The following is an 11,658-nucleotide window of genomic DNA, read 5'->3' as shown; positions in this document are numbered from 1 at the left end:
GCTCGGCACTGCACCATGACCTCGCGGAGGAGAGCTACTTCATCTGGAAGTTGGGGGCGCGCTTCTCCTTGAAGGCCAACGGACCTTCCTTCGCGTCGTCGCTGAGGAAGACGCCGATGCCGATCTTCGTGTCGATCTTGAACGCGTCGAGCTCGTGCATGCCCTCGGTGTCGTGAATCGACTTGAGGATGGCCTGCACGGCCAGCGGCCCGTTGTTGTTGATCACCTCGGCGATCGCCAGCGCCTTGTCCAGGGCAGTGCCATCCGGGACGACGTAGCCGATCAGCCCGTAGGACAGCGCCTCGGCCGCGGTGATGTGCCGTCCGGTGAGCAACAGGTCGCACGCGATCGTGTACGGGATCTGACGCACCAGCCGCACGGCGGACCCGCCCATCGGGTACAGGCTCCACTTGGCCTCGGAGATGCCGAACTTGGCGCTCTCGCCCGCGATGCGGATGTCGGTGCCCTGCAGGATCTCGGTGCCGCCTGCGATGGCGGGCCCCTCGACCGCGGCGATGAGTGGTTTGGTGAGGCGACGGCCCTTCAGCAGGCCGTCGATTCGGGTGGGGTCGTAGCCGCCGCTCTTGAACGAGTCACCTGGCGGGGCCTTGGTCGCGGCCTTGAGGTCCATGCCCGCACAGAAGTAGCCGCCGGCCCCGGTGAGGATGCACGTCCGGATCTCCGGATCGCTGTCGACGCGGTCCCATGCCTCGACCATTATCGAGAGCATCTCGGTGGAGAGCGCGTTGCGCGCCTCGGGTCGATTCAGCGTCAGGATCAGGGTGTGTCCGCGCTGCTCAATGAGGGCGTCGGGGCCCTTCTCCGGCTCACTCAAGGGATTCCGCCTTTCAGCTCCAATGCCACGGACTTGTCACGAAATGTAACACGTTCTAGTTTAGGTCCTGTGGCCCTGAACATCGCCGATCTAGCCGAGCACGCCATAGACGCCGTGCCAGACCGTGTCGCCCTCATCTCGGGCGGCGAACAGCTCACCTATGCCGAGTTGGAGGAGAAGGCGAACCGTCTCGCCCACTACCTCATCGCCCGGGGCGTGAAGAAGGATGACAAGGTCGGCCTCTACTGCCGCAACCGCATCGAGATCGTCATTGCGATGCTCGGCATCGTCAAGGCGGGCGCCATCCTGGTGAACGTCAACTTCCGCTACGTCGAGGGCGAACTGCGATACCTCTTCGGCAACTCGGACATGGTCGCGCTGGTGCACGAGCGGCAGTACGCCGACCGCGTCGCCAACGTCCTTCCGGACACCCCGGACGTCAAGACGATCCTGGTGGTCGAGGACGGTAGCGACCTGGACTACCACCGGTACGACGGCGTCGAGTTCTACTCGGCACTCGAGCAGGGCTCACCAGAGCGTGACTTCGGCCCGCGTAGCGCCGACGACATCTACCTGCTGTACACCGGCGGCACCACGGGCTTCCCCAAGGGCGTCATGTGGCGCCACGAGGACATCTATCGGGTGTTGTTCGGGGGCACCGACTTTGCGACCGGCGAGCCGATCGCCGACGAGTACGACCTCTCGAAGGCGGCGGCGGCGAACCCGCCGATGATCCGCTACCCGATTCCGCCGATGATTCACGGCGCCACGCAGTCGGCTACCTGGATGTCACTTTTCTCGGGCCAAACCTCGGTTCTGACACCGGAATTCAACGCCGACGAGGTCTGGCGCGCGATTCACCAGCACAAGGTGAACCTGCTGTTCTTCACGGGTGACGCGATGGCGCGCCCGCTGCTCGACGCGCTACTCGCGCATCAGGAGAAGGGCGACGAATATGATCTGTCGTCGCTGTTCCTGCTCGCCAGCACCGCCGCGTTGTTCTCTACCAGCATCAAGGAGAAGTTCCTCGAACTGCTGCCGGACAGGATCATCACGGACTCGATCGGCTCCTCGGAGACGGGTTTCGGCGGTACCAGCATCGTGGCAAAGGGCCAGTCGCACACCGGCGGTCCGCGCGTGACCATCGACAAGAACACCGCCGTGCTCGACGAGGACGGCAATCCCGTCGTGCCGGGTTCGGGTGTGCGCGGCATCATCGCCAAGCGCGGTCACATCCCCGTCGGCTACTTCAAGGACGAGAAGAAGACTGCCGAGACGTTCCAGACCATCAACGGCGTCCGCTACGCGATCCCCGGCGACTACGCCCAGGTCGAGGAGGACGGCAGCGTCACGATGCTCGGCCGCGGTTCGGTGTCGATCAACAGCGGCGGCGAGAAGATCTACCCCGAAGAGGTCGAGGCCGCGCTGAAGGGCCACCCAGACGTCTTCGACGCCCTCGTCGTAGGGGTGCCCGATCCGCGGTTCGGACAACACGTCGCCGCGGTCGTGCAGCCACGTGAGGGTGCCCGCCCGACGCTCGCCGAACTCGACGCCTTCGTCCGCAGCGAGATCGCGGGATACAAGGTGCCGCGCAGCCTCTGGTACGTCGACGAGGTGAAGCGCTCGCCTGCTGGCAAACCCGACTACCGCTGGGCCAAGGAGCAGACGGAGGCCGGACCGGCCAACGACGTCCACGCCAAACACGCTGGGGTGCAAGCCTAGATGAGGATGAGCCCATGAAAACCGAACTCTGTGACCGCTTCGGCATCGAGTACCCGATCTTCGTCTTCACCCCGTCGGAGAAGGTCGCCGCCGCGGTGAGCCGTGCCGGTGGCCTCGGCATGCTGGGCTGCGTGCGTTTCAACGACGCCGACGACCTCGAGCGCGTCCTGCAGTGGATGGACGCCAATACCGACGGCAAGCCGTACGGCGTCGACATCGTGATGCCCGCCAAGGTGCCCACCGAGGGCAGCTCCGTCGACATCGACAAGCTGATCCCGCAGAGCCACCGCGACTTCGTCGACAAGACGCTCGCCGACCTCGGTGTCCCACCATTGCCCGAGGATGAAGCGAAGTCCGAAGGCGTTCTCGGGTGGCTGCATTCGGTCGCCCGGTCACACGTCGAGGTGGCGCTGAAACATCCCATCAAGCTGATCGCCAACGCCCTGGGTTCGCCACCGAAGGACGTCATCGAGCAGGTGCACGCGGCGGGCGTGCCGGTGGCGGCGCTGGCAGGCAGTGCCAAGCACGCGTTGCGCCATGCCGAGAACGGTGTCGACATCGTGATCGCGCAGGGCCACGAGGCCGGCGGCCACACCGGCGAGATCGCCTCGATGGTGCTGGTGCCGGAAGTCGTTGACGCACTTGGGGGTAGCACCGCCGTGCTGGCTGCCGGTGGCATCGGTTCCGGCCGTCAGGTGGCGGCGGCGTTGGCGCTTGGCGCCCAGGGGGTCTGGATGGGCTCGGCGTTCCTCACCGCCGCGGAATACGACCTTGGGGTGCGCACCGAGGGCGGCGTTTCGGTGATCCAGCAGGCACTGCTGGCGGCGGGCTCCGGCGATACGGTGCGTCGGCGCATCTACACGGGGAAGCCTGCGCGGCTGCTCAAGAGCCGGTGGACCGACGCCTGGGATGCCGACGACGCACCCGAACCGCTGCCGATGCCGTTGCAGAACATCCTTGTCAGCGGAGCGCATCAGCGGATGAGCGAGTCCAGCGACCCGACCACCGTCGCCATGCCCGTCGGCCAGATCGTGGGGCGGATGAACGAGATTCGTCCCGTCGCCGACATCATCGCCGAGCTGGTCACGGGTTTCGAGGAGGCCACCCGCCGCCTCGACGGCATCCGCGGCTAGTCGAGCAGTTCGGTATCTCGGCGAGGTCAGCCGATGGTGGTGTCGCTGTCGATCTTGTCCGTGGCGGCGCCGAGGACCTCGCCCGCTGCGTCGGGGCCGTCGACGTTGAGCTGCAGGACGTACAGCCCGTCGGCGGCGGGGATGACGACCGTCTTCTGCGCGATGAAACGCGTCGCCCCGTCTCTCGTGTAGGTGCCGCCGAGTACGTACGCCGGGTAGTCGCCCAGCGTGCTGGTCTCACCCTCGCTACCCGCCTTGTAGTCCGGCAGGTTGTTGAGCTCGCCGGGCGCCAGGTCGATGATCCGCTGCGGGTCGACGTCTCCGGTCAGCTTGGACATCAGTGCGACGATGTTCGGCGGGTCTGCCTCGAACTCCGATCCGCTGTACACGATTGCGCCGTAGGCGTAGCTGGGGGCTTCTTCGGGGCTCAATGCGTGCCAGCCGTCTGGGACGGGCAGGTTCACGGCGGGCGCGCTGGGGTCGCCCATCTTGATCCCGGTCTCCTGGATGTCGTTTTCCTTGATGTAGTCCGCGATGGTCGGATTGGGGCCCGCGGCCTCCTGCTCGGCAGTCTCTGGCACCGTCGACTTCTTCGAGTTCGCCGTCTCGCTGCTGGCCGACTTGCCCGCACCCGAGCTGCTGGACGTTGCGGTCTTGGTGTCCGAGCCGCAGCCTGCCAGAACGACGGCAAGGGCGGTGAAGGCTGCAGCCACACCGGTGAGCGCCGAAGCTCTCATGGGTTAACTCCTCGCGCTCGGATTCTTGATTCGTGGAGACTGTACATCTACGGGCACCTGCCGAGAATTTGCTCTGGCCGTGTTCTCGGCGTCACGCCGGACCCAATGTGTAGACGCCGGTCTCGGGGTGCGGGTACCAACCACCCGCCGCGGCCGTGCCGCCATCCACGTGGATGGTCTGACCCGTGACGTACGACGACATGTCCGACGCCAAGAAGACTGCCGCACCAGCCATCTCGTCGACGTGACCGGCACGTCCCATCGGAACCATGCGGGCCGCGCGGGCCAGGGACTCCGGCGTCGACATCGCCGCGAGGCCCTCGGTCAGGGTGAAGTCGGGGGCCAGCGCGTTGACGCGGATCCCGTGTGGTGCGAGCTCCAGCGCTGCGGTCTTCGTGTAGTTGACGACGCCTGCCTTGGCGGCCGCGTACGCCGCGTATCCCGGGGCCGCGCGCACACCTTCTATCGACGTCACGGTGATGATGCTGCCTGCGATCCCATGCTCGACCATCACCCGTGCGGCGCGCTGGGTGCACAGCAGGACGTGGCGAAGATTGGCGCGGTACAGCGCATCCCATCCGTTCTCAGAGGTCTCGAGCAGCGGTGAGGGAAACACTCCACCGGCATTGTTGACCAACACCGAGACGGGTCCGAGCTCGGCGACCGTGCGCGCGAGTGCGGCGTCGACGTCCGAGGATTCGCGGACGTCGGCCACGATGCCGAGCCCGCCGACTGCTTCGGCGGCCGACGCACACGTCTGCGCATCGCGCTCCCAGATCGCCACCCGTGCACCGAACGCCGCTAGGCCGTCGGCGACACCGCGTCCGATGCCCGCCCCGCCGCCGGTGACCACGGCCACCCGCCCCGTCAGCATCACCGAGCTCGGATCGATCGCCATCGCGTCAGACTAGTGTCCCAACCTGTCCGATTCGTTCACGACTCCGTCGGGACAACCGCCTAACGTGCGATCGATGAACGATTCCGTGCAATCAGTCGTGGTGGAGATCGTGGCGCGCGACGTCGCGCGGTCGTTGGACTTCTACCGGCTGTTGGGCCTTGCGATACCGGTCCCCGAGGGCCCGCACGTCGAGGTGGTGCTGCCGGGGGGGAACACGCTGGCCTTCGACACCGAGGAGGTCATCGCGGGCATGCATCCCGGGTGGTCGCCGCCGACGGGGCCAGGTCGAGTCGCCATCGCCTTTGGCTTTGCCGCGCCGCAAGCCGTGGACGCAACATTCGAACGGCTCACCGCCGCAGGCCATCCCGGCACGCTTGCGCCCTTCGATGCGCCATGGGGCCAGCGCTATGCCACGGTCGAGGATCCCGACGGCACCTCGGTCGACCTCTTCGCGCCATTGACGTAGTCGATCGACTGACCGGCGGCCAACGCCGTCACCGTCGTGCCCGCCAACGCGCGCACCTCGCGGTGCAGATGCGGTTGGTCCGCGTATCCGGCCGCAACGGCCACATCCGCCAACGACCGGCCCGTCCGAAGTAGGGACACCGCCCGGCGAAACCGCAGGATGCGGCGCAACGTCACGGGCCCGTAGCCGTAGACGGCGCGACACTGTCGTTGCAAGGTGCGGCTGGACCAGCCGGTCTCGCGTGCCACCCGTCCGGCGGGTGTCCCCGCCGCCAGAGTGGCGGTCAGGCTCTCGAGGGCCTGCAACGACCACGGCGACGTCTCGCGTCGCTCGGGGCGGGACGCGAGCTCGCGGGCGACCTCCGCGAGCGGCGCGCGGGAATCCACGGTGCACAGCTCGTCGAGCGTGACCCGCAGCCCGACCAATTCCGCTGCCGGCACGCCGAGTAGCCGAGGAAGTACGCCGGGACGAAACCTCAGGCCCACTACCGGACTGCGGCTGCGCGAGGTGATCAGGGCGCGGGTGTCCGGGCCGGCGACGACCACGTGGTCGTCCATCCGGATGAGGTCCATGCACCCGTCGGGGAGCACGCGCGCGGTTTCGCCGTGTCCCCGTGCCATCCACCCGGTCTCGACGAGATCGCGTAGGTCGTCGGGTGGCGCGATTTCGCGGTAGCCCATGTCGTCACGCTACCGCTGGATGCCGAACACCGGATCCGCGCAGTCCAGCGCCTCGGCGGACAGCAACCGCTTGATCACCTTGAACGTCTCGGTACGCGGCAGGGCCGAGCTGATCCGGACGAACGTGGGCCACTGCTTTCTCCCGAGATCCGGCTGGTCGGTCAGAAAGGCCGCGAACCCATCGGGGTCGAACGTCGCGCCCGGCGACAACACCAGCGCTGCCATCACCCGGTCGCCGACGGCCGGATCGGGGATCGCGTAGACGGCCGCCTCGAGAACGTCGTGGTGCCGCAGGATGACTCGTTCGATCGGCGCGGTGCCGAGATTCTCGCCGTCGACGCGCATCCAGTCACCGAGGCGACCGGCGAAGTAGGCGTAGCCGGCCTCGTCGCGGTATGCGAGGTCACCGCTGTGGTAGACGCCCCCGGCCATCCGCTCGGTCTCGGCGGCTTCGTCACCGTAGTAGCCGCGGAACCAGCCGCGGCCCTTGGGGTTCACCAGCTCGCCGACCTTGCCCGGCGGGCACGGGCCACCTGTCTCGACGTCCACGATGGCGACCTCGTCGGTCAGCGGTCCGAGTGAGCCCTCCGGCGTGTCAGGCGTCCGCCCGATCGCGATGCCGCCCTCCGTCGAACCGAATCCGTCGACGACGACGGTGCCGAACCTGGTGGCGAACCGCGGCAGGTCGCGGGGGGCGCCCTCGTTGCCGTACATGAAGCGCAACGGGTTGTCCCGGTCGTCGTCACGCGCCCGCGTGGCGAGGACGTACGACAGCGGTTTGCCGACGTAGTTCGCGTAGGTCGCGCCGAAGCGTCGGACGTCGGGGATGAACTGTGATGCGGAGAACCTACGCCGCAAGGCAATCGAGCCTCCGGCGGCCACCGCAACGGCCCAGCCGGCCATGATGGCGTTGGAGTGGAACAGGGGCATCGAGAGGTAGAACGTGTCGTCCCGATCCAGCCCGAACCGATCGGCGAGCATGGTCCCCGGAAAGGCCACCTTGTCATGGGTGACGCGGACGGCCTTGGGTTCACCGCTGGTACCCGAGGTGAAGATCAGCATGTACAGGTCGTCGGGGCCGATGTCGGCGAAGGTCACCTCGGCGCCGGCGTGGGCTGCGAGTTCATCGGCCCACGCAGGAGATTCGACGTCGACGCACGGGACGCCGTCGGGCAGTGCGTCCGAAAGGGCGGTCACGTCATCGGTCAGCACCAGTTGGCAGTCGGCGCGGGTGACGTCTCGGGCGAAGGCCTCACCCCGACGGGTCGGATTGAGGCCGACCGGGACCAGGCCGGCCAGGCCCGCCGCCACCAGGACCGTCGAGAAGAACGTGGTGTTGCCGAGCAGCACCCCGACGTGTGGGGGCTTACTGGGGTCGAGTCGACCCCGCAGGGCCGCGGCCAACTGGGCCCCGGCGCGCAGGTGGTCGCGCCAGCTGACGAAGGAATCACCCTCGTAGACACCGCGATCGGTGACGTCGACAAGAGGCGCCAGCAGATCCGCGACGGTCGGGTTGCGCACCGGTTGATCAGGCAGGTGTCTCGGCCAACTCGCGACCGATCCGCAAGAGTTGTCCGGTGGCACCGCCCACGGCGAACTCGGTCTGCTTGGCGGCAAGGAAGTATCGGTGCACCGGATGATCGACGTCTATCCCGACGCCGCCGTGCACGTGCACCGTGGTGTGCGCTACGCGGTGGCCAGCCTCCGCCGCCCAGAACGCCGCGGTGCCGACCTCGAGGTCGGCGGACAGATCCTCGGACAGTCGCCATGCCGCCTGCGTCACGGTCAGGCGCAGACCCTTGATGTCGATGTAGGCGTCGGCCAGGCGCTGACCGACGGCCTGAAAGCTGCCGATGGGCCGGTCGAACTGCTCGCGCTCCCTGGCGTACTGCGCGGTCAGTTCGAGCGCGCGCTCGAGCACGCCGAGCTGAAGGGCGCTGCGGCCCAACGTGCCCCGAGTGGTCAGCCAGGACACCACCTCTTCGCCGCCGATCAGGCGGCCGGCATCGACGTCGGCGCCTTGGAACTCCAGGTGGCCGACGCTGCCGTGTCCGGTGGTGTCCAGCGAGCTGACCGTGACGCCGGGGTCGCCGGCGGCGACGAGGAATACCTTGACACCCGAATCGGATTCGGCGGGCACCAGGAATGCGTCGGCAACAGGTCCGTAACCGACGAGCGCCCTGGTGCCGGTCAGCCGGTGGCCTGAGCCGTCTGGCCCGGAAGACGTAGCCTGCACCGGGCCCTGGCCCATCTCGGCCTCGAGTGCGACGGTCAGGATCTTCTCACCGTTGACGGCCGGAGCGGCCCAGTCCCGCTGCAGTGCAACGGAGCCGAACTTCGCGAGGGCGCCTGCGGCCAGCACCACTGACTCCAAGTAGGGCACGGCGGCGATCTGGCGGCCGAGTGCGACCAGCACGGCGACCTCCTCGAGCACTCCGAAACCGCCTCCGCCCAACGATTCCGGCGCGGCGGTCGAGAGGATGTCGGCGTCGATGAGCTTCGACCACAGATCGCGGTCGAAGCGCTCGTCGAGCTTGTCGAGTTCGCGCTGGCGTTCCGGCGTGCACACTGAGTCGACGATCGAGCGCGCAAGGCCGCCAAGGTCTTCCGCGGCCTCAGGTGTTGAGAAATCCATGTGAAGTCTTCGCTTTCGTTTCGGGAGGGCTCGCGGAGCTAGCGGTTGACCCGGGGGAGGCCCAGGGCGACCATGCCGATGATGTCGCGCTGAATCTCGTTGGTGCCGCCGCCGAAGGTCAGGATCAGGCACGACCGGTGCATCCGCTCGATGCGGCCCCGCAGCAGTGCGCCGGGGGAGTCGGAGCGAAGGGTGGCCGCCGTTCCCAGCACCTCCATCAGCAGGCGGTATGCCTCCGTGGCCAACTCGGTGCCGTAGACCTTGGCGGCCGACGCATCTGCTGGGGATGGGGCTTCGTCGGTCGACGCGAGCTCCCAGTTGATCAGCTTGAGCACCTCGCCCTTGGCGTGCACCCGAGCCAGGTTGAGCTGCACCCACTGCGAGTCGATCAACCGGTTGCCGTGGACGTCCTTGGTGTTCTGCGCCCACTCGCGGACGGCACCGAGCGCGGCGAAGATCGGCTGGGCCGAAACCAGGGCGACGCGCTCGTGGTTGAGCTGGTTGGTCACCAGCTTCCAGCCGGCGTTCTCCTCGCCGACCAGATTGCTCGTCGGAATCCGCACGTCCTGGTAGTACGTGGCGCTGGTGTCGACGCCGGACATCGTGTGCACCGGCGTCCAGGAGAAGCCCTCGGCCGTGGTCGGCATGATGAGCATCGAGATGCCCCTGTGCTTCTTGGCTTCGGGATTGGTGCGGACGGCCAGCCACACGTAGTCCGCGTAGGCGATCAGGCTGGTCCACATCTTCTGGCCGTTGACCACGTAGTCATCGCCGTCGCGGACCGCGGTGGTGCGCAGGGCGGCGAGGTCGGTGCCCGCCCCGGGCTCGGAGTAGCCGATCGAGAAGTGCAGCTCACCCGCGGCGATCTTGGGCAGGAAGAACTTCTTCTGCTCGTCGGTGCCGAACGCCATGATCGTCGGCGCCACGCTGTTGATGGTCAAGAACGGCACCGGCACGTTGGCGATGGAGGCCTCGTCGTTGAAGATGAGCCCCTCCATCGGGGTGCGGGCCTGCCCGCCGAACTCCTTGGGCCAGGACAGCGTCAGCCACCCGTCCTCGCCCATCTGCTTGACGGTGTCGCGGTACACGCTGCCGCGCCCCATCTCGCCGCCGTCGCCCGCGCTGAGCGCCTCAGCCCGCTCCGGGGTCATCAGCTTGGTGAAGTACGAGCGCAACTCGCGGCGCACCTCCTCTTGCTCGGGGCTGTAGCCGATCCGCATCGCTGCCGTCCTTACTGTTCCGCACATGTCCGGGGGTACCCGTGGGCCTCCCCGGTTGTAACACGTTCTAGTCTTGGAATCCAGGCCGGTTGTTCCTGGCCGAGAGCGAGAGGAGACGTGTCATGCGACTGGAAGTTGACCGTGATCGCTGCGAAGGTAACGCGGTGTGCGTCGGTATCGCCCCGGACCTCTTCGATCTCGATGACGAAGACTATGCCGTGATCAAGGCTGATCCGGTGCCGGTGGGTCAGGAGGACCTTGCCGAGCAGGCGATCGCCGAATGCCCGAGAGCCGCCCTCTTTCGCAAAGACTAGAAGACTAGAGGTATTCATAAATGAGCACGGAATCGACCGATCTTTCCGGACTGGTCGCGGTGGTGACGGGTGCGGCCGCAGGACTTGGCCGCGCCGAGGCCGTCGGTCTGGCCAGAGCCGGTGCGACGGTGGTCGTCAACGACATCGCGGGGGCCCTCGACAAGTCCGACGTCCTCGACGAGATCGCGGCCGCGGGATCCAAGGGCATCGCCGTCGCGGGTGACATCAGTGCGCGCAGCACCGCCGACGAGCTGGTGGCCACCGCCGACGGTCTCGGTGGCCTGTCGATCGTGGTGAACAACGCGGGGATCACCCGCGACCGGATGCTGTTCAACATGACCGACGAGGACTGGGACGCCGTCATCGCCGTGCACTTGCGCGGTCACTTCCTGCTCACCCGCAACGCCGCCACGTACTGGCGGGACAAGGCCAAGCAGAACGGCGGCACCGTGTACGGCCGCATCGTCAACACCTCCTCGGAGGCAGGGCTCGCAGGCCCGGTCGGTCAGGCCAACTACGGCGCGGCCAAGGCAGGCATCACCTCACTGACCCTGACGGCGGCCCGCGGGCTCGGCCGCTACGGGGTCCGCGCCAACGCCATCGCGCCGCGCGCCAGGACCGCGATGACCGCCGACGTCTTCGGCGAAGCGCCCCAGCTCGAGGAGGGGCGGGTCGACGGGCTGTCGCCCGAGCACGTCGTCACGCTGGTGCAGTTCCTGTCGTCGCCCGCCGCGGAAGGGGTCAACGGGCAGCTGTTCATCGTCTATGGTCCGACTGTCACGCTCGTGGCGGCGCCCGTGGCGGAGAAGCACTTCACCGCGGACGCCGATGCCTGGGGCGTTGACGATCTCGGCTCCACCCTGGGCGAGTACTTTGCTGACCGTGACCCCGAGCTGGGTTTCTCGGCCACCGGATTGATGGACTCGCGAGACTGACAGTCTCAATTGTCAGTCCGCTGTGAGCGCTAGAACACGTTACAGAATGATGTTCGACACACCTCTCTTGACCAGCATAAATA

The 11,658-nt window shown here is 67.3% G+C and carries 12 protein-coding genes; 5 read left to right on the top strand and 7 right to left on the bottom strand.

Annotation, left to right across the window (positions count from 1 at the left end):
* Window positions 1-34: 34 nt before the first annotated feature.
* Window positions 35-835: a crotonase/enoyl-CoA hydratase family protein gene (locus ACRDUX_RS24275; RefSeq protein ID WP_526417300.1), complete on the bottom strand. Its 801-nt coding sequence runs from the start codon at window positions 833-835 to the stop codon at window positions 35-37.
* Window positions 836-904: 69 nt separating this feature from the next.
* Between ACRDUX_RS24275 and fadD19 the strand changes: the two genes are divergently transcribed.
* Together fadD19 and ACRDUX_RS24265 are read left to right on the top strand one after the other, a co-directional pair.
* Window positions 905-2,557 (top strand): medium/long-chain-fatty-acid--CoA/3-oxocholest-4-en-26-oate--CoA ligase, encoded by a 1,653-nt coding sequence (fadD19, locus tag ACRDUX_RS24270; RefSeq protein WP_526417298.1) that lies wholly within the window; start codon window positions 905-907, stop codon window positions 2,555-2,557.
* A gap of 14 nt (window positions 2,558-2,571) precedes the next feature.
* A complete protein-coding gene (locus ACRDUX_RS24265) occupies window positions 2,572-3,690 on the top strand; it encodes an NAD(P)H-dependent flavin oxidoreductase (protein WP_526417296.1) in 1,119 nt (372 codons plus the stop codon).
* A 26-nt stretch (window positions 3,691-3,716) separates the two neighbouring features.
* Here ACRDUX_RS24265 and lpqN read toward each other — a convergent pair whose 3' ends face one another.
* Entirely contained in the window at window positions 3,717-4,427 is a 711-nt protein-coding gene (gene lpqN / locus ACRDUX_RS24260; RefSeq protein ID WP_526417294.1) for an envelope biogenesis lipoprotein LpqN, read from the bottom strand.
* A gap of 91 nt (window positions 4,428-4,518) precedes the next feature.
* Complete coding sequence (locus tag ACRDUX_RS24255) at window positions 4,519-5,325, bottom strand: SDR family NAD(P)-dependent oxidoreductase (RefSeq protein ID WP_526417292.1); 807 nt, start codon at window positions 5,323-5,325, stop codon at window positions 4,519-4,521.
* Window positions 5,326-5,398: 73 nt separating this feature from the next.
* On the opposite strand from ACRDUX_RS24255, the gene ACRDUX_RS24250 reads away from it, so the two are divergent.
* Window positions 5,399-5,791, top strand: a complete 393-nt coding sequence (locus ACRDUX_RS24250) for a VOC family protein (RefSeq protein ID WP_526417290.1) — start codon at window positions 5,399-5,401, stop codon at window positions 5,789-5,791.
* On the opposite strand, the gene ACRDUX_RS24245 is transcribed toward ACRDUX_RS24250, so the two are convergent.
* The 4 genes from ACRDUX_RS24245 to ACRDUX_RS24230 are packed head-to-tail and all read right to left on the bottom strand — an operon-like array spanning window position 5,731 to window position 10,326.
* Window positions 5,731-6,471: a helix-turn-helix domain-containing protein gene (locus tag ACRDUX_RS24245; protein WP_526417288.1), complete on the bottom strand. Its 741-nt coding sequence runs from the start codon at window positions 6,469-6,471 to the stop codon at window positions 5,731-5,733. The genes ACRDUX_RS24250 and ACRDUX_RS24245 overlap by 61 nt on opposite strands.
* 9 nt (window positions 6,472-6,480) lie before the next feature.
* Window positions 6,481-7,992 carry a long-chain-fatty-acid--CoA ligase FadD17 gene (fadD17, locus tag ACRDUX_RS24240; protein ID WP_526417286.1) on the bottom strand — a complete coding sequence of 504 codons (1,512 nt, stop codon included), beginning with the start codon at window positions 7,990-7,992 and terminating at the stop codon, window positions 6,481-6,483.
* A 7-nt stretch (window positions 7,993-7,999) separates the two neighbouring features.
* The gene (locus ACRDUX_RS24235) at window positions 8,000-9,106 is read right to left on the bottom strand and encodes an acyl-CoA dehydrogenase family protein (RefSeq protein WP_526417285.1); all 1,107 of its coding nucleotides are present in this window, start codon (window positions 9,104-9,106) and stop codon (window positions 8,000-8,002) included.
* A gap of 38 nt (window positions 9,107-9,144) precedes the next feature.
* Window positions 9,145-10,326, bottom strand: a complete 1,182-nt coding sequence (locus tag ACRDUX_RS24230) for an acyl-CoA dehydrogenase family protein (protein WP_526417283.1) — start codon at window positions 10,324-10,326, stop codon at window positions 9,145-9,147.
* 122 nt (window positions 10,327-10,448) lie between these two features.
* Between ACRDUX_RS24230 and ACRDUX_RS24225 the strand changes: the two genes are divergently transcribed.
* Both ACRDUX_RS24225 and ACRDUX_RS24220 read left to right on the top strand, forming a co-directional pair.
* Complete coding sequence (locus ACRDUX_RS24225) at window positions 10,449-10,640, top strand: ferredoxin (RefSeq protein WP_526417281.1); 192 nt, start codon at window positions 10,449-10,451, stop codon at window positions 10,638-10,640.
* 20 nt (window positions 10,641-10,660) lie between these two features.
* On the top strand, window positions 10,661-11,575 hold the full coding sequence (locus ACRDUX_RS24220; protein WP_526417279.1) for a 3-oxoacyl-ACP reductase: 915 nt from the start codon (window positions 10,661-10,663) through the stop codon (window positions 11,573-11,575).
* The last annotated feature ends 83 nt before the right edge of the window (window positions 11,576-11,658 follow it).

Source organism: Mycobacterium sp., from assembly GCF_050701675.1.
In the GTDB taxonomy this organism is placed as follows: Bacteria; Actinomycetota; Actinomycetes; order Mycobacteriales; family Mycobacteriaceae; genus Mycobacterium.
This window is presented reverse-complemented; position numbering and strand designations above follow the sequence as displayed.

What these genes read in the sequence shown, in the direction of transcription:
- ACRDUX_RS24220 (WP_526417279.1), top strand. Translation starts at nt 10,661, where the DNA reads ATGAGCACGGAATCGACCGATCTTTCCGGACTGGTCGCGGTGGTGACG.
- ACRDUX_RS24230 (WP_526417283.1), bottom strand. Translation starts at nt 10,326, where the DNA reads ATGCGGATCGGCTACAGCCCCGAGCAAGAGGAGGTGCGCCGCGAGTTG.
- ACRDUX_RS24225 (WP_526417281.1), top strand. Translation starts at nt 10,449, where the DNA reads ATGCGACTGGAAGTTGACCGTGATCGCTGCGAAGGTAACGCGGTGTGC.
- ACRDUX_RS24250 (WP_526417290.1), top strand. Translation starts at nt 5,399, where the DNA reads ATGAACGATTCCGTGCAATCAGTCGTGGTGGAGATCGTGGCGCGCGAC.
- ACRDUX_RS24245 (WP_526417288.1), bottom strand. Translation starts at nt 6,471, where the DNA reads ATGGGCTACCGCGAAATCGCGCCACCCGACGACCTACGCGATCTCGTC.
- lpqN (WP_526417294.1), bottom strand. Translation starts at nt 4,427, where the DNA reads ATGAGAGCTTCGGCGCTCACCGGTGTGGCTGCAGCCTTCACCGCCCTT.
- ACRDUX_RS24255 (WP_526417292.1), bottom strand. Translation starts at nt 5,325, where the DNA reads ATGGCGATCGATCCGAGCTCGGTGATGCTGACGGGGCGGGTGGCCGTG.
- ACRDUX_RS24235 (WP_526417285.1), bottom strand. Translation starts at nt 9,106, where the DNA reads ATGGATTTCTCAACACCTGAGGCCGCGGAAGACCTTGGCGGCCTTGCG.
- ACRDUX_RS24265 (WP_526417296.1), top strand. Translation starts at nt 2,572, where the DNA reads ATGAAAACCGAACTCTGTGACCGCTTCGGCATCGAGTACCCGATCTTC.